Source organism: Vibrio sp. VPAP30, from assembly GCF_001188205.1.
Taxonomy (GTDB): Bacteria; Pseudomonadota; Gammaproteobacteria; order Enterobacterales; family Vibrionaceae; genus Vibrio; species Vibrio bivalvicida.
Map to the genome: position 1 here is coordinate 500,519 of NZ_LBLS01000043.1, position 17,796 is coordinate 518,314.

Annotated in this window: 13 protein-coding genes; 5 read left to right on the plus strand and 8 right to left on the minus strand. The window is 45.3% G+C overall.

Features of this window, described 5'->3' with window-relative positions; translation table 11 throughout:
* Genes mukF through mukB form a run of 3 tightly spaced genes read left to right on the plus strand, consistent with a single transcriptional unit; the run spans nucleotide 1 to nucleotide 6,495 of the window.
* Nucleotides 1-1,335, plus strand: a complete 1,335-nt coding sequence (gene mukF, locus ZX61_RS22500; RefSeq protein ID WP_049846812.1) for a chromosome partition protein MukF — start codon at nucleotides 1-3, stop codon at nucleotides 1,333-1,335.
* On the plus strand, nucleotides 1,316-2,041 hold the full coding sequence (gene mukE, locus ZX61_RS22505) for a chromosome partition protein MukE (RefSeq protein ID WP_049846813.1): 726 nt from the start codon (nucleotides 1,316-1,318) through the stop codon (nucleotides 2,039-2,041). The genes mukF and mukE overlap by 20 nt, the downstream gene beginning before the upstream one ends.
* Nucleotides 2,038-6,495 (plus strand): chromosome partition protein MukB, encoded by a 4,458-nt coding sequence (mukB, locus tag ZX61_RS22510; protein WP_049846814.1) that lies wholly within the window; start codon nucleotides 2,038-2,040, stop codon nucleotides 6,493-6,495. The genes mukE and mukB overlap by 4 nt, the downstream gene beginning before the upstream one ends.
* Before the next feature lie 67 nt (nucleotides 6,496-6,562).
* Here mukB and ZX61_RS24415 read toward each other — a convergent pair whose 3' ends face one another.
* Together ZX61_RS24415 and ZX61_RS22515 are read right to left on the minus strand one after the other, a co-directional pair.
* Nucleotides 6,563-6,715: a hypothetical protein gene (locus ZX61_RS24415; protein WP_167350309.1), complete on the minus strand. Its 153-nt coding sequence runs from the start codon at nucleotides 6,713-6,715 to the stop codon at nucleotides 6,563-6,565.
* A 156-nt stretch (nucleotides 6,716-6,871) separates the two neighbouring features.
* Nucleotides 6,872-7,906: an AraC family transcriptional regulator gene (locus ZX61_RS22515; protein ID WP_049846815.1), complete on the minus strand. Its 1,035-nt coding sequence runs from the start codon at nucleotides 7,904-7,906 to the stop codon at nucleotides 6,872-6,874.
* 168 nt (nucleotides 7,907-8,074) lie between these two features.
* On the opposite strand from ZX61_RS22515, the gene ZX61_RS22520 reads away from it, so the two are divergent.
* Both ZX61_RS22520 and ZX61_RS22525 read left to right on the plus strand, forming a co-directional pair.
* Nucleotides 8,075-9,544 carry a coniferyl aldehyde dehydrogenase gene (locus ZX61_RS22520; RefSeq protein ID WP_049846816.1) on the plus strand — a complete coding sequence of 490 codons (1,470 nt, stop codon included), beginning with the start codon at nucleotides 8,075-8,077 and terminating at the stop codon, nucleotides 9,542-9,544.
* 38 nt (nucleotides 9,545-9,582) lie between these two features.
* A complete protein-coding gene (locus tag ZX61_RS22525; RefSeq protein ID WP_049846817.1) occupies nucleotides 9,583-11,217 on the plus strand; it encodes a GMC family oxidoreductase in 1,635 nt (544 codons plus the stop codon).
* Nucleotides 11,218-11,274: 57 nt separating this feature from the next.
* Here ZX61_RS22525 and ZX61_RS22530 read toward each other — a convergent pair whose 3' ends face one another.
* The 6 genes from ZX61_RS22530 to ZX61_RS22555 all read right to left on the minus strand — a co-directional run bounded on the left by ZX61_RS22530 (nucleotide 11,275) and on the right by ZX61_RS22555 (nucleotide 17,584).
* Nucleotides 11,275-12,264, minus strand: a complete 990-nt coding sequence (locus ZX61_RS22530; RefSeq protein WP_049846818.1) for an alpha-L-glutamate ligase-like protein — start codon at nucleotides 12,262-12,264, stop codon at nucleotides 11,275-11,277.
* A gap of 2 nt (nucleotides 12,265-12,266) precedes the next feature.
* Nucleotides 12,267-13,772, minus strand: a complete 1,506-nt coding sequence (locus ZX61_RS22535) for an inactive transglutaminase family protein (RefSeq protein ID WP_049846819.1) — start codon at nucleotides 13,770-13,772, stop codon at nucleotides 12,267-12,269.
* A 17-nt stretch (nucleotides 13,773-13,789) separates the two neighbouring features.
* The gene (locus tag ZX61_RS22540; RefSeq protein WP_049846820.1) at nucleotides 13,790-14,533 is read right to left on the minus strand and encodes an ATP-dependent zinc protease family protein; all 744 of its coding nucleotides are present in this window, start codon (nucleotides 14,531-14,533) and stop codon (nucleotides 13,790-13,792) included.
* Nucleotides 14,534-14,761: 228 nt separating this feature from the next.
* On the minus strand, nucleotides 14,762-15,733 hold the full coding sequence (gene cmoB, locus ZX61_RS22545; RefSeq protein ID WP_049846821.1) for a tRNA 5-methoxyuridine(34)/uridine 5-oxyacetic acid(34) synthase CmoB: 972 nt from the start codon (nucleotides 15,731-15,733) through the stop codon (nucleotides 14,762-14,764).
* Nucleotides 15,734-15,867: 134 nt separating this feature from the next.
* The gene (gene cmoA / locus ZX61_RS22550; protein ID WP_049846822.1) at nucleotides 15,868-16,605 is read right to left on the minus strand and encodes a carboxy-S-adenosyl-L-methionine synthase CmoA; all 738 of its coding nucleotides are present in this window, start codon (nucleotides 16,603-16,605) and stop codon (nucleotides 15,868-15,870) included.
* Between the two features lie 112 nt (nucleotides 16,606-16,717).
* Complete coding sequence (locus ZX61_RS22555; RefSeq protein WP_049846823.1) at nucleotides 16,718-17,584, minus strand: DUF72 domain-containing protein; 867 nt, start codon at nucleotides 17,582-17,584, stop codon at nucleotides 16,718-16,720.
* Nucleotides 17,585-17,796 lie beyond the last annotated feature (212 nt).

Consider the following 17,796-nt stretch of genomic DNA (forward strand, 5'->3'; position numbering starts at 1 on the left):
ATGAGTGAGATGACTCTAAATGCTGAACAACCGATTGATGAACTAGTCGGTTGGGTAAAGCAGCAGGATTTCTCATTGAACCTGACAACAGAGCGACTGGCATTTTTGATCGCTATTGCTGTGCTCAGTAATGAAAGGTTTGATGAAGAATTGGGTGAGGGTGAACTGCATGATGCGTTTACTATTATTACCCGACTATTTGAAGAAACAGGTGATGCGTCTGCATTTCGCGCCAACAATGCGATTAACGAAATGGTTAAGCAACGGCTCATTAGCCGTTTCACCAGTGAAGTGACTGATGGAGCGAGTATTTATCGTCTCTCTCCTTTAGCTATCGGTATAACGGACTACTACGTTCGTCACCGCGAATTTTCTAAACTTAAGCTCTCTATCCAGCTTTCAATGGTTGCAGACGAAATGTCGAAGGCGATTGAATCTGCGCGTCAGGGTGGGACTGCGGGTCATTGGCGTAAAAACGTTTATGGCGTGCTTAAGTACTCAGTGGGTGAGATCTTTGATCAGATCGATCTTAACCAGCGTGTTATGGATGAGCAGCAGCAGTCGGTTAAGATTCAGATCGCAGAGCTACTAAACAAAGATTGGCGCGACGCGATCAACAACTGTGAAGCGCTGCTTTCTGAAACATCTAATACGCTAAAAGAGCTACAAGATACGTTGCAAGCCGCGGGTGACGAGCTACAAACACAGATTCTCGATATCCAAGAGCTCGTTTATGGTGATGACGAACTAGAGTTTATTGCTGAAACCCTGTTTGGGCTGCAAATGAAGCTAGACCGAATCACCAGTTGGGGTCAGCAAGCGATCGATCTTTGGATCGGTTATGACCGCCACGTTCACAAATTTATTCGAACTGCGATTGATATGGATAAGAACCGAGCATTCAGTTCTCGTCTACGTCAATCAGTGAAAGAATATTTCGATATGCCTTGGTATCTGACATACGCAGATGCCGAGCGTCTAACTGATCTTCGTGATGAGGCTTTGGTACTGAGAGACGATGAAGTAACCGGCCAAGTGCCACTAGAAGTGGAATACGAAGAGTTTCAACAGGTCAATGATGAATTGTCAGATCGCATAGCTGGTATGCTTAAAGTTCATAAAGAGCAAGGCGCACCAATTGATCTGGGGTTAGTGCTACGTGATTATCTAGCACAGCACCCTCAAACTCATCATTTTGATTTAGCACGAATTGTTATCGACCAAGCGGTGCGTCTAGGCTACTCAGAGTCTGACTACCAGGCCATTCAACCAGACTGGCAAGCGATCAACGAATTTGGTGCAAAGGTACAAGCAAATGTCATCGACCGATATTAATGAATACATGTCAGACAATCTGGCAAAAGCAATTTCAAACCCTTTGTTCCCAGCGCTAGACAGCATGCTGCGAGCAGGGCGTCACATCTCAAGCGAAGATCTTGATAACCATGCAATGTTGTCAGATTTCGAAGTTGAGTTGTCCTCTTTCTACCAACGTTACAACACTGAACTAGTGAAAGCGCCGGAAGGTTTTTTCTACTTGCGACCGCGTTCTACGTCACTGATTGGTCGCAGTGTGCTTTCAGAGCTGGATATGTTGGTGGGTAAGGTATTGTGTTTTCTTTATCTAAGCCCAGAGCGTTTGGCTCATGAAGGTATCTTTACTAACCAAGAGCTGTATGAAGAGCTATTAGCACTTGCCGATGAAGCGAAGCTAATGAAGTTAGTAACCAATCGTGCAACAGGTTCCGACTTAGACAAAGAGAAGCTCTTTGAGAAAGTACGTACGTCGCTACGCCGCCTGCGCCGCTTAGGCATGATCATCAATATTGGTGAAACAGGTAAATTCAGCATCAGTGAATCGGTATTTCGCTTTGGTGCGGACGTGCGTGTGGGTGATGACATGCGTGAAGCGCAGCTACGTCTAATTCGTGATGGCGAAGCTGTGGTGCATACCAAAGAGCCAAGCCAGGGTAGCTTACTAGAACAAACTGACAGCGACGATAACGCTGAACAAGAAATGATGGAAGAGGGTGAAGCATGATTGAAAGAGGTAAATATCAATCGCTAACCATGGTCAACTGGAACGGTTTTTTTGCTCGTACTTTTGATATTGATGGCCTAGTCACCACGCTTTCTGGTGGTAACGGTGCAGGTAAATCAACTACCATGGCGGCCTTCATTACCGCGTTGATTCCTGATCAAACCTTACTTCACTTCCGTAACACGACCGAAGCAGGCAGCAGTCAATCTTCGCGTGACAAAGGCTTATACGGTAAATTACAAGCCGGTGCTTGTTACGCCGCTTTGGATGTCGTGAACTCGCGCAACCAACGTTTATTATTTGCGGTTAAGCTGCAGCAGGTCGCGGGTCGAGATAAGAAAGTCGACATTAAGCCATTTGTGATTCAAGGTTTACCGAGTCATATCAAGCCAACTGATGTTCTGATTGAAAGTGTGTCAGATACTCAAGCGCGTGTTCGCCAGGTCAATGAAGTCAAACAAGCCATTAGCGAGTTTGAAGGTGTGCAGTTCAAAGCATTTTCTTCGATTGTGGATTACCACTCACAGATGTTTGAATTTGGGGTTATTCCGAAGAAACTACGTAATTCTAGCGATCGTTCCAAGTTCTACCGTTTGATTGAGGCTTCACTATACGGTGGTATCTCAAGCGCGATTACTCGCTCACTGCGAGACTACCTGTTGCCACAAAACGGCGGTGTTAAAAAAGCTTTCCAAGATATGGAATCCGCGCTGCGCGAAAACCGCATGACACTTGAGGCGATTAAAACCACCCAGGCTGATCGCGATCTGTTCAAGCATTTAATCACTGAATCGACTAACTACGTGGCAGCAGACTACATGCGTCATGCTAATGATCGACGTAACAAGCTTGAGCAGACCTTGTCACTGCGCTCTGAGTTGTTTAGTTCGCGTGAAACTTTGTTAGAACAAAACAACCTACTTAACCGCGTGCAAGAAGAGTTGGAGCTACTGGTTGAGTCTGAGTCATCGTTAGAACAAGACTATCAAGCGGCTTCAGACCACTTGCAGTTAGTGCAAAATGCACTGCGTCAGCAAGAGAAAATCGAACGCTACCAAGAAGATCTTGAAGAGCTGCAAGAGCGTCTTGAAGAGCAGATGATGGTGGTGGAAGAAGCGCAAGAACGTGTGCTTATGGTTGAAGAACAAGCGACGGTTTCTGAGGAAGAAGTCGACAGCTTGAAAACTCAGCTTGCTGACTACCAACAAGCACTGGATGTTCAACAAACGCGAGCGCTACAGTATCAACAAGCGGTGCAAGCATTAGAGAAAGCGAAGCAGTTACTCCAAGATGAAGCGTTAACCGCCGAGTCAGCACAGGTTTTGGTTACGCAGCTAAAAGACAACGAAGCGCAAAGCACCAATGAACTACTGGCTACTAAGCACAAGCTTGATATGTCTTCTGCGGCAGCAGAGCAGTTTGAAACGGCGCTAAAACTGGTCAAGAGCATAGTTGGCAATGTTGAACGTAACCAAGCGTCTCAGTCAGCGAAAGCGGCAATTGCACAAGGCCGAGAAGCGCAGCAACTGGTACAAAATGAACAGCAGTGGCGTGCCCAGCATCGCGATGTAGAGCGCCGCTTGCATAAGCAGCGTCAGACTCAAGAACTGGTTGGTGAATATCAAAAGCAGCACCATATTGAACTGACTGACGAACTTGTGTTTGAGCAAGAGCGTGAGCGTCATGCGATGCAAATTGAATCGCTGGAGATGTCTCAAGAAGAGGTTCGTGAGCAGCGCAGTGAACAGCGCCGTCTGGAACAAGACGCCTCGGTGGCAATCAAAAAGCTAGAGGCAATTGCGCCAACTTGGATTGCTGCGCATGATGCACTTGAGTCTCTTCGTGAGCAAAGTGGTGCTGACCTTTACGATAGCCAGTCTGTTATGAGTCATATGCAGGTTGTGCTGGAAGAAGAGAAGAAGCAGTCTGTTGCTAAAGATAAGTTGGCAGAGCGCCGTACTCAACTTGAAGGTGAAATTGAGCGCTTAGCGTCCCCTGGTGGCTCCAATGACCCACGTTTGAAAGGGCTAGCTGACACACTTGGTGGCGTGTTGCTGTCTGAGATTTACGATGACATCACAATTGGTGATGCGCCATATTTCAGCGCAATGTACGGTCCGGCGCGTCATGCGATTGTGGTATCCGATCTCTCTGGTATTGAAGAGAAGTTGGTAGAGCTAGATGACTGCCCAGAAGACCTTTACATCATTGAAGGTGACATAGACGCGTTTGATGACAGCTCATTCGATGCAGAAGAGCTTGAAGGCGCTGTGTGCGTGCGTATGAACGACCGCCAAATGCGTTACTCTCGTTTGCCTGAGATTCCTCTATTTGGTCGAGCAGCGCGTGAGCAACGTCTGGAGCTATTGCGTGATGAGCGTGAAGAAGTGGTTGAAGAGCATGCAAAAGCGGCGTTCGACTCGCAGAAACTTCAGCGTATGTACCAAGCATTCAACAGCTTTGTCGCTAAACATATTCAGGTAGCGTTTGAATCAGACCCTGAACAAGCTCTGGCAACTATTCGTGACAAGCGTAATCAGCTTGTGCGTGTTCTAGCTGATCTCGATGCTAAAGAGCAGCAGCAGCGCAGCCAATTACTAGGTAGCAAGCAAGCACTAGCAGCGTTAGATAAAATCGCGCCGAACATGGCGCTGATTGAAGATGATGCCCTATCTGCTCAATTTGAAGAGTTAGAACAGAATCTTGCCAAGTTAACCGAAGCGAAGTCATTCGTCACCAATCACGGCAAAGCGATCGCTGAGCTAGAGAAGATCGTTTCAGCACTTGATGCTGACCCTGAGCAATTTGATGCGCTAGAAGCGGAGTATCAAGCAGCTGATCAAAAACTTCAGCAATTGAAAAAACAGATCTTTGCTCTGTCTGATCTTGTTGAGCGTCGTCATTACTTTGCCTACGCTGATTCGGTTGACTTGCTTAATCAAAGCAGTGAGCTAAGCGAGCAGTTAAAAGCGAAATTGGTTGAAGCAGAGCGTGCGCGTACTCGCTCTCGTGATGAGCTTAAGCAAGCGCAAGGTCAAATGAACCAATACAATCAAGTGTTGGCGTCATTGAAGAGTTCGCATCAAGCCAAACTCGAAACGGTCCAAGAGTTTAAACAAGAACTTCAAGAGTACGGTGTCACAGCCGATGAAGGCGCGGCAGAGCGTGCTATGCGTCGTCGTGATGAGCTTCAGGAGCGTTTACATACTTCTCGCTCACGTAAGAGCGAATATGAGCGTACCATTACTTCCACTGAGCTAGAGATGAAGTCGCTGGCTAAGCGTTTGAAGAAGGTGCAGAAAGAGTACATTGAACTGCGTACTTTCGTTGTGGCTGCAAAAGCAGGTTGGTGTTCTGTACTGCGTTTGGCTCGTGAGAACGATGTAGAGCGTCGTCTCCATAAGCGCGAACTAGCTTATATGTCTGACAACGAGCTACGCTCAATGTCGGATAAGTCACTCGGTGCGCTTCGTTTAGCCGTAGCCGATAACGAAGACTTACGTGACGCGCTTCGCTTGTCTGAAGACAACGCACGCCCAGAGCGTAAGGTACTGTTCTATATCGCTGTTTACCAGCACTTACGAGAGCGTATCCGTCAGGATATTATCCGCACCGATGACCCAGTTGAAGCCATCGAAGAGATGGAGGTCGAGCTTGCTCGTCTAACAGAAGAACTGACTCAGCGTGAAAACCGCCTGGCGATCAGCTCTGAATCTGTGGCAAGCATTATTAAGAAGACGATTCAGCGTGAGCAAAACCGTATTCGTATGCTTAACCAAGGCTTGTCAAACATCTCATTTGGTCAGGTTAAAGGTGTGCGCTTAAACGTTAAGATTCGTGAAAGCCACGAAGTGCTTCTTCACGGGTTGTCTGCCCAGCAAGAGCAACATAAAGATTTGTTTGAGTCGCCACGTTACACCTTCTCTGAAGCAATGGCGAAATTGTTCCAGCGTGTTAACCCGCATATTGATATGGGGCAGCGTTCTCCACAGGTGCTTGGTGAGGAGCTACTGGATTACCGCAACTACCTAGAACTAAGTGTAGAGGTTAATCGTGGCTCTGATGGTTGGCTACAAGCGGAATCTGGCGCGCTATCGACAGGTGAAGCGATTGGTACCGGTCAGTCGATTCTTCTCATGGTGGTACAAAGCTGGGAAGAAGAGTCACGCCGCCTACGTAGCAAAGATATTGTTCCTTGTCGTCTGCTGTTTCTTGATGAGGCAGCACGTCTTGATGCTAAGTCAATCTCGACGCTATTTGAATTGTGTGACCGTTTAGACATGCAGCTTTTGATTGCAGCACCTGAGAATATTAGCCCAGAGAAAGGAACCACCTACAAGCTTGTACGTAAAGTGTTCAAAGATCATGAGCATGTGCATGTGGTTGGGTTAAGAGGCTTCGGTCAAGAACCGAAAACAAGGAGTGATGCGCAAGCACTCATCGAGACTCTTTAACGTTTTTAGGTTCACGCTTTAAATCGAATAGTCCCGGCGCGATTGCGTCGGGACTTTTCTTTTCTAGCTATTTTTCTTGCTCAAGAGCTAACCCTTTTTCCACAAGTCTTTCGAGTTCATTCAGTGCCTCAAAAGATTTTTCGGAAATACGTTTTAATTCTTCTTCTAGATGATTGGATTCATCGATGTTTGGTGGGGGTGTGTATTTGAGTTCTTTCATAACAGTCACCTATATGCTTGGGGGAGTAAGCCCCACTAAGATAAACGATGTGATCGGTTAATCCAAAAAATGACAGTCAATGTGTGATACCTATATAAAAGCGTATGTTTGTCAGTAAAACATTTTTAAAGCTGATGGCTGTCGATAGCGTCGACACTATTTGGTATTAGTTGCGCTAGTACGATACTTTCGCGGTGAGCTGCCACTCCATTTGCGAAAAGCGTGGCGGAAATTGGCACTGTCTGAGAAGCCAACGCGTTCTGAGATTTCTTCAATATTTAATCGTGTAGAAATAAGGTAATGCCTTGCGAGGCGAAATCGGACGGTATCGAGTATTTGTTGGTAGCTCGTATCTTCATTTCTAAGGTGTCGACGTAGGGTTCGTGACGACATACCTAGTTCAGAGGCAAGTGATTCAATTGACGGATAACTACCTGGTCTCTCGACAAATATCTGGGTAATCTTGTCTTTTAGGCTCGGTGAACGGCTGACTTGAGCCAACATCTCATCACATGACTTTAAACACATCTGTAATGTCATTGTATTTGCAGAAGGCAGAGGATCATACAATCTGCTGGCGTCAAACTGCCATTCTAACTCTTGACTATCAAACTCAATAGGGCAGTGGAACACCTTGCTATAAGCATCACCGTATTCAGGCCGAGGGTAGGGGAACTTAAGGTGTTGAGAAGGAAATGGCTGTTGCATCAATTCTTGACATAGATTGAGGATAGCGGCGAGCCAATACTCACAGCAAAACGGCAATAACGTATCTAACTCGATCATTTGTTCTGCACGAAAATAGCCGCGATTTTGTTCGATTTGCATTTTCTTCCTCAATACTGGGCCGGCAAGACGCAGATACTTGAACCCAAGTAGCAAGGCATCAAGTAAAGTGCTGCTACTAAAGGCTGCGTAGCCCAAAACACCAAAATCACTGAATCGAGCTTGTTGCCCGACTTTTAAACCTAGATCCGGCTCGTCAGATAGGCGGATTGCGTTGCTAAACACGATGAGTTTTTGCGCTAGGGTAATATGAGTTTCAGGGCTGTAGAGTTGAATGGGAGAGATATCGCTTCCTTCAAGCAACTCTTGTATTGGAGAGCGATTTTCTAAATACCTTGTTAACAACTGAACATCTAGAATACCACTGGCTTGCATGTCTGGTTCGTACACCGCACTATATTCCATTCTCTTCCCTTAGGTTGCTACCGCTGGTGATCTTTCTTTTATAGCGTGACTAGTGTAGTTCAATCTGTTAATTGTGTCCGAATTTCACCGATTTATGTCTTTCTACCACCTGTGTTAGATGTTAATGAGATGTTGTAATAAGGCATTGCTATAAGTGAGGCACCAAAAATGAACGTGATGGCAACCCGTTTAGCTGGGCAACATAAACCAGACTCTGGACAAACGGATGATGAATTAATGCAATGGTTCTGTGAACTCCAGTCAGCTTACCAAAATGAACCCTCACCAAGTCTAGCGCTCAGGAAGCAGCGATTAAAAGCGCTCAAGAAGCAGCTTTCGCGTTACCAAGATGTGTTAGCCGATGCGATGAGTCAAGACTTTGGTGGGCGTAGCCATACTGAGTCTATTATGGCCGACGTACTCGCACCTATACTAGATATCAATCACGTGTTAAGTCACATTGGAAGTTGGATGAAGCCAAGCCGCCGTCCTACGGAGTGGCTTTTCAAAGGTAATAAGCTAGAGGTTCGATATCAGCCAAAGGGGGTGGTTGGGATCATCTGTCCATGGAACTTTCCGATCTATTTGTCTGTCGGTCCTCTTATCACTGCATTAGCTGCAGGCAATCGCTGCATGATTAAAATGCCACCAAATTGCCCCCAGACGACTATAGTGCTGACGGCTTTGTTAGGGGAAGTATTCGCAACTGATTTGGTGCGTGTTGTGGAAGGGAATCATGTTCAGGCGATGGGTATTTCCCATCTCCCTTTTAATCACCTTATTTTTACCGGTTCACCAAACAGCGGAAAAACCATTATGGCTAATGCCGCAGCTCATCTAACACCAGTGACATTGGAGCTAGGAGGCAAGTCTCCAGTGATTGTGTTTGATGATTATGATGTTGAGCGCGCAGCTCGGCGTATTGCCCATGGCAAAGGGTTTAACTCAGGACAGATTTGTATTGCGCCTGATTACGTCTTTGTACCGCAAAGCAATGTCGATCAGTTTGTAGCGGCAGTGTCTCATGCCCACAAAGAAATGTATGGGCAACTAGAGAGTAACCCGGACTATACGGCATTGGTCGATGAAGCTCAAAACCAACGTTTTCATGACTTGTTAGATGATGCTCGACAAAAAGGTGCGATCATCACCAAGTGTCTCGAGGATGGGGAAGGGCGTAAGACACCTCTGTATATTGCAACTAACTTACAACCAGATATGCGTATTTGCCAAGAAGAGATCTTTGGGCCGCTTCTTCCAGTGCATGGCTATCAAGACTTGGATCAAGTCATTGATTACATCACTGAGCGTCCAAGACCTTTGGCTTGCTATCTATTTAGTGATGACAAATCGCAACGTGAAAAATTTCTAGCAAATACTCATAGTGGTGGTGTCACCATCAATGACTGGGGCTGGCATGTACTTAATCATTCCGTACCTTTTGGTGGGATAGGTCATTCGGGTATTGGCAACTACCACGGTGAAGAAGGGTTTCGCGAACTCAGTCATGCACGCAGTGTTTTTTACATGCGTAAGTGGTTTCCTATTGAACTATTCACACCGCCATATGGCAATCCAATTCAAAAACTGGCTGTGCGGTTATTTGTTGGTAAGCCAGACCCAAGCTTAAGAAAATAGAACAGGGTGTGAATTTCGTGAGTTGATTGGAGAAAGCGGTGGACAGCTATGATTTTATTATTGTCGGTGGTGGTTCAGCGGGCTGCGTATTAGCTGCTCGACTGACAGAAGATCCTGCAGTTAGTGTCTGCTTGCTTGAGGCTGGTGGCAAAGATACTAGCCCGCTTATTCATACTCCAGTTGGCGCAGTAGCAATGCTACCGACAAAATACAATAACTGGGGGTTCGAAACGGTTCCTCAAGCTGGTTTGAATGGAAGAAAGGGCTACCAGCCACGCGGAAAAACCTTAGGTGGTTCAAGCTCAATCAACGCCATGATGTATGCGCGTGGGCACCGCTATGATTATGATTTGTGGGCGAGTTTAGGCAATGAAGGCTGGGGGTTTGATGACTGTTTGCCCTATTTCAAAAAGTCTGAAAATAACGAAATTTATCATGATGAATATCATGGTCAAGGCGGGCCGCTCAACGTCGCCAACCTTCGCTCACCTAGTGAGATGTTAGAGAAATACCTTCAGGCTTGTGAATCTATCGGCATTCCAAGAAATGAAGATATAAATGGTGCTGAACAGTTGGGGGCAATGGCAACCCAAGTGACGCAACATAATGGTGAGCGATGCAGTGCAGCGAAAGCCTACCTTACTCCTAACTTGTCCCGCCCGAATCTTACTGTAATCACCAAAGCGACAACACATAAGGTCCTGTTTCGTGATAAACGCGCTATTGGTGTGGAATATGGTCTGTCTGGTAAGCGAATCCAGATTAAGTGCAGAAAAGAGGTGATCTTATCGGCAGGAGCTTTTGGGTCACCACAGATCTTGCTTCTTTCTGGTGTTGGACCTAAAGAAGATCTGGATAAACACGGTATCTATCAGGTTCATCAGCTTGCTGGTGTAGGTGAGAACTTACAAGATCACATTGATCTGATTCACTCCTATAAATGCAGCGCCAAAAGGTCGACTTTTGGTATTTCACTGCAAATGGCAGCAGACATAAGTAAAGCGCTTCCTGAGTGGCGAAAATACCGAAGTGGAAAGCTAACCAGTAACTATGCCGAAGGGATTGGTTTTTTTTGCTCGGCTGAAGATGTGCAAGTGCCCGATCTGGAGTTTGTCTTTGTTGTTGCCGTTGTAGATGATCATGCGCGGAAAATTCATACAAGTCATGGCTTTAGTTGTCATGTCACCTTACTACGACCTAAAAGTAGGGGAACTGTAAAACTAAAAAGTACAGATCCTTATGATCCGCCAAGCATTGACCCTGCTTTCTTTAGTCACCCTGACGATATGTACGTGATGATAAAAGCGTGGAAAAAGCAGTATAAAATGCTAGAAAGTAAAGCGTTTGATGATGTTCGTAGAGAGAGCTTTTACCCATTAGATGTAATTGATGACAATAGTATTGAGCAAGATATTCGTAATCGTGCTGACACCCAATATCATCCGGTAGGAACTTGCAAAATGGGGATAGAGCAAGACCCATTGGCGGTTGTAGACAATAATCTTTCTGTTTATGGCTTAGAGAGTCTAAGAGTGGTAGACGCCTCAATTATGCCAACGTTGATAGGCGGAAATACCAACGCACCAACGATAATGATTGCCGAAAAAGTGGCTGATAAGATCAAGTCGAAATATGGTTTGTGTACCAATCACACAAACCTCAGTTCAGCTTGATTGTTTGGCTCGAAACATTAAAAAACCCGCATATCGCGGGTTTTCGTCATTTAAGCCTTAGCTTGTCACTTCTTTGGCGAATATACCAAACTGCCTTGCCGCATAAGCGACGCGTTCGGCAGGTTTTGGATACTCGATGCCTAGCCCCAGATTTTCTATGTGGTGGAGCCTAGGTAAAAGGCCAGCACCATTAGCAATTTGAATCGCTAATCCTGGGCGAGCATTAAGCTCAAGTACCATAGGGCCTTCTTCCTTATCTAACACCATATCAGTGCCCATATAGCCAAGTCCGGTCATTTCCCAAGCGCTAGAAGCTAAGGTTAATAATCGTTCCCAGTGTGGAACCTGTAGAGTGGATAGCTCTTTACCGGTGTCAGGGTGGTGAGTGATCGGCTGGTCAAATTGCACGGCTCTTACCGCGCGACCTGTAGCGATATCAATGCCAACACCCACTGCGCCTTGGTGCAAGTTGGCTTTGCCATCTGAGGCTGAAGTTGAGCAACGCATCATTGCCATTACAGGGTAGCCTTTGAAGACGATAATACGCACGTCAGGAACACCTTCGTAGCTAAAGCCATCAAAGCAGCTATCGAACTTAATCAAATTCTCAACAACAGCAACGTCGTTCTTACCACCAAGTGAGAAGAGCCCAGCTAGCGCATTACTGATATGACGTTCAACATCTTCTTGGTTGATCGTCGCACCAGAAGGCTTGGTATAGATGCCATCTTTGTGAGATGTGATAACTAAGATACCTTTACCACCACTACCTTGAGCAGGCTTAATGACGAAACCAGGCCAGTCCTTCACCATTTTATGAATGGTTTTTACTTCAACTTGGCTACTAATAACGCCAATAAGTTCAGGTGTTGTTGCGCCATGCTGTTGGGCAATAATCTTTGTTTTAAGCTTGTCATCCACCAACGGGTATTTTGAGCGGTCATTATAGCGCCCAATATAGCTATGGTTACGTTGGTTCATCCCCATAATACCTTTATGGTGAAGCTTACCGGGAGAGGTAAATTGCGAGGTAAAACGTGAAAGCATGTTTAGTCCTCCGCAAGTGGTTTGAAGCGACGAAGTTCTGTTAAGCGGTAACCTGTGTAAGTACCTAGCAGTAGAATACCACCCAAGACAATTAGCTGCAGACCAATAAAGTTAAACGTTAGGTGCTGAATGAACGGGTTAGTCATTGCTAAGTAAACTAGTACAGCGGTTAGTAGCGAACCGCCACCTTGCAAAACAACCTCTTTAGCACCTTCTTCTTCCCATAGAATCGACATACGTTCTATGGTCCACGACAGGATGATCATTGGGAAGAAGGTAATCGAAAGACCTTCAGTTAAACCAATCTTGAATGCGACAACAGTAAACACAGAAATGATCATGATAACTGTGATGATGACCGCAGAGATCCTCGCTACGAGTAACAAGTTAAGCTTGGAGAGATAACTTCGTATCACCAGGCCTGTGCCGACAATCAATAAGAAACCAACGATACCTGTGACTAGCTGTGTTTGTACAAAGGCAACTGCGATAAGCACAGGCATAAAGGTACCGGAAGTCTTGAGGCCAATAATAACGCGTAAGAATACGACGATAAGTGCACCAATCGGAATAAGCATAATGGTTTTAAACATTGCTTGTTCTTCAAGTGGCAGGCTATGGATTGAGAAGTTTAATAGCCCGTCAGCTTCGACTTTATCTTGAGTTGCTTGTGATGGCGTCACATCTTGCGCAATCATTGAGAAGTGAACTTGGCTGTTTTGACCGCCAATCAAATCCAATAACGAAACATTTGATTCATCCCAAACGAGGATGTTCTCTTTGATGACTTGGTTGGCATTATTTGGATTAAACAAGATCCAGTTTTTACCGTCCCAAACATGATTCATCTGCTGAATAGTTTGACGGCGGCGACCGTCTTCAAGTTCGATAACCCCAACTACTTTGCTTGGAATCTTCGCGTAAGCGAGGATCTTATCGACAGCGTCAACTTTCGTCATGCGGTTGAGAATCAATGATGAGTTTTGGCTATCAGAATCATTGAGTGATTTTATTAGCTCTCTTGTGAAAGTAATGTCATCAGCAGAACGCTCGTTAGCACGTTCAATGAGTGCAACTGCAGCCGCTTCGACAGGCCCATCGAATGTAGGGGAAGTTATCTCCTCGCTTGGCTCTATTGGCTCGACATTTGCCTGCGGGTCAACAAGAAATTGAGTTTTGTAGTAAATAGTTTGTGGGCCGGTTGCACTGCGGATAGACCACTCAGCCCTGCGCCCAGTATCGGTTTGAATGTATGAGATACCGTAGCCAGGAGAAGAAGAGGATTCGTTAATTAAAGTAAATCCAGTCTGAGTATGGGGTGCTGCCAAAGAGGCTTTAACAGGCTTACCTTGGCCATTAAATTCAATTCGCGCTTCGATATCCCAAACCTGTCGAGCCTCACCTGGCGTCCATGGGACACCATAGTTTTGGTGACGAAAGATACTTAAAGCGATACCAGCTACGATAATCAATACAACTGATATGTAAAAGGGGATTTTAGACGTCATAAGCTTACGCTACCTTATTATTTCTGGGGAACTTCCGTGTGTATGTATTTCTTACTTACATCAACCACTGCGATATCACGGATAAACTCGCGACCTAAGAGTACAGGATGACTCATTTGCGATCGATCTGCCAAGGTAAATTGCGCTTTTTCATGGATTTTTCCGAGTTTGACCCACAATTCTACAACAGCGCGTCTTTCTACTTCTTCGTTGGTCGATTGGCGGATTTTTACAAAGCGTATGATAGGGGCTTCAATCCAGCTTGAATCGTTAGGTTCGGTGTCACTGCTGGATAGATGAAAACGTACCCAGTTTTTCCCATTGCGCTCAAATTGTTCGACATCTATTGCATTGAGTGAAGAGGTCGCCGCTCCGGTATCTACACGAGCATCAAAGGATTGTTTTATTGAATCTATGGTGACTTTTTCGACTTCACCAAGCACGATTTCATGGCTTGGAGTCGGTTCAGTCTGAGTTGAAGCTGGAATGACAATAGGTTCGGGCTTTTTACGCACGGCTTCTAATGTTTCTGCTTTAAAAGCCAATAGTTGTTGTTCTAATTCATGAACTTGCTCTTCGAGACTTTCAACATAGTCGGACTGATTATTTAACTGTAAGTTTAGGTTTGTGTACTGGTTGGTGAGATTTGCCTCTGAGGCTTTGATTGCGGCTAATGTTTCTTGGTGGTATTGCTCGCTATTCGTAAGAGTGCAGCCAGACAGCAACATCATTACTACGATAGGGGTAAATCTTGTCAACATTGATAAACCTAAAAGTAATTAAAACAATAGATAAATAAGTAGTTTAGCGTACTCATTTTGCTATAAACAAGCAGTTGTTCATTCTCTGTCATCAAATAGTGATTGATGAACAAATACGTATAAAAAACCAAGGATGTTGGGCATCCTTGGTATTGTATGAGGGATTGTGTCAAAGAGAAACGATTTCTCGTTTGAGATGAGTTAACTCTCTGTCAATTCGCGACTGCTTTATGGTTTCGTTGCAACTAAGACGGCACGACGAGGTGCAGGGTGACCTTCAACGGTTTTATTTGGGTCATTCGGGTCTAGATAGTCGGGCAGAGAGTTGTGCGTCATCCAATCTGTTGTTCTTTGTTCATCTGTCGTAGTGATGTTCTCATCGACAATGCGAACATTTTCAAAGCCAACATTTTCTAACCATACTTTGAGTGCTTTCGCGGATGGGAAGAAGTAGACGTTACGCATTTGGGCATAACGGTCTACAGGTACAAGTACCGAGGTTTCATCACCTTCAATGACCAGTGTCTCTAGTACTAGTTCGCCACCTGAGACCAACTGGTTTTTAAGTTGGATAAGGTGGTCAAGTGGTGAGCAGCGGTGGTACAGCACGCCCATGCTAAATACAGTATCGAAGGCTTCAAGCTTCGGTAGTTGTTCAATACCAAGTGGGAGTAAGTGTGCGCGTTGATCACCACCCATTAACTTTCTAATCGCTTCAAATTGGATCAAGAATAGATGTGAAGGATCAATACCTACGGTAAGTCGAGCACCTTCACCAAGCATGCGCCACATGTGATAGCCATTGCCACAACCGACATCCAGTACGCTGCGGTTCTTTAGCGGTGAGATATGTGGTAATACGCGATCCCACTTCCAATCGCTTCGCCACTCGGTATCAATATGAATACCATGCACAGTGTACGGTCCCTTTCGCCAAGGGTGGAAAGTACGCAGTAGGCTTTCGAGTTTTTTTAGTTCACCACTATGAAAAGGTGTATCGTTAGCAAGCAAAACTGCATTTTTTATGTCAATTTGGTCAGGGTGACCTTCCGGGATTTTGTTAAGCGCCTTAAGCCAGCGACCAAAATCACCATGTTCTGCATTTTGCCAATCGGTTAGCTGTTGAGGCAATACATTGAGCCAAGGCTGAAGGCGTGTGTCTGTGGCAATTAGCTGATAAAAATTGGCAAAGTTAAACATAGTTTTTCACTGATAATAAATTAATAATTTGACACGAGATAAGCGCTAACCAACACTTCTCTCGCTTCTCGCTTCTCGCTTCTCGCTTCTCGCTTCTCGCTTCTCGCTTCTCGCTTCTCGCTTCTCGCTTCTCGCTATTTTATCGCAAACATAGAACCAAAGTTAAAGCACTGGAACCAGACATCGTAGCTACTAAAGCCAATCTTGGCGAAACGTTCCTTGTGTTCTTTTTTCGAGTCTGGGCGCATGACATTTTCAATCGCACTGCGTTTTTGGCTAATCTCAAGTTCGCTGTAGCCATTGGCACGTTTAAAGTCATGGTGTAAATCGATCAGTAGCTCGTTAGAGGCTTGGTCTTCAAAGACAAACTTTTCTGAAACAATCAAAATCCCTCCAGGGCGAAGGCCTGCGTAGATTTTTTTTAGCAAAGTATAGCGATCTTCTGGTGATAGAAATTGCAGCGTAAAGTTCAGCACTACAACCGAAGCGTTGTCGATCTCGATGTCACGAATATCCGCTTCAACGACATCGACAGGTGTGTCACTGCGGTAAGCGTTTACGTGCAGTTTGCAGCGCTCTACCATGGCTGACGAGTTATCCACGGCGATAATCTGACAGCCTTCCTGATTAATGTGTCGTCGCATTGAAAGCGTTGCCGCACCGAGAGAACAGCCTAAGTCATAAATCTTTGAATGTGGCTTTACAAAGCGTTCAGCCAACATGCCGATAGCAGAAATAATGTTGCTGTAACCGGGTACTGAGCGTTGGATCATGTCAGGAAAGACTTCCGCAACACATTCATCAAAGGTGAAATCCCCAATTTTATCGATTGGAGCCGAAAAAATAGTATCTGGATTGCTCTTAGGGTTCATAACTTAGTTCTCTTCAGCACGAAACAACATTTATCTCGCGCGCTACAGCGATTAAAAAGGCGCGTATTTTAAGAGAAATTCACGTCTATGTCATGCTTTGAAGTAATTGGTTCTAAAACATCTGTATCTGTGTGTTGCCATCTGATGTAGGAAAGGCATTTAAGTCTGGTAACTTAACGTTTAATTGCAACTGCTTATAGAGGTTTGCAGCTAATTCAGGGGCAACGATATTGTCTGCAGTATGAATCATCACATAGGGCTGCTTGCCCTGTTCAATCCACTGGGGAAGCTTGGTTAGCCAAGGGGTAAAGAAGTTGTAGTTTTTTTCTTCCTGAGGATGACCGATAAAACGAACCATTGGATGACTGGCAGTAGCAATCGCATGAACGGGTACTTTAGGTTTCTTTTGTTGAGCATCAACAATGGCTTCGTTGTCTGGCTTCGCGGCAAATACAGGGCGGCTGTCCATTATAATGCGATCGTACCCCTTCTCTACAAGCCAAGAGTTGAGCTTTCGCTCTGCATCGTCCTTGGCAAAAAAAGCCGGATGGCGAACTTCGACTCCGATAGGGTAATTAGGTGGAAATAGGGCACAAAACTGTTTCAAGCGCTCTAAGTGGTCTGGTCCAAATGCGGCGGGCAACTGTATTGTCCACTGGCCGATGCGCTCGTGCAAAGGCTCCATTATCGTCATGAAGCTTTTTAACTCGGCCTGACAACCGCGTAACATTTGCTGGTGGGTGATGCTTTGCGGCAATTTGAAAGTAAAACGAAAATCATCATGTGTTGCCGCTCGCCAATTGTTGACGGTGACACTGTTTGGCGTAGCGTAAAAGGTCGTGTTTCCTTCAACGGTATGAAAGACACTGGCGTATTTTTCCAATCTTTCATTGGGCTTGGTGCCAGTGCCATAAAAGCTCTGCTGCCAATTGTTGTGTGACCACATGGTCAGTCCTAGTCTGATGGGTAAAGCATCCATATTCGCAGTTACATTGTCTTGTTTTCGTCGCTTGAACGAGAGTTTTGCCGAACTGCCCAGATTAGGGCTATAATCAGCGCCAATTTTTCATATTGCTGCTGTTTTACGCCTTTGTTGGTTTAAAAAGCATCAATAGATAATAAATCGCAATAAATTGTACGCTGGGTAGTCGATCTCGACACACTTTCAGCGTATAAATGGAACTTTGCTCT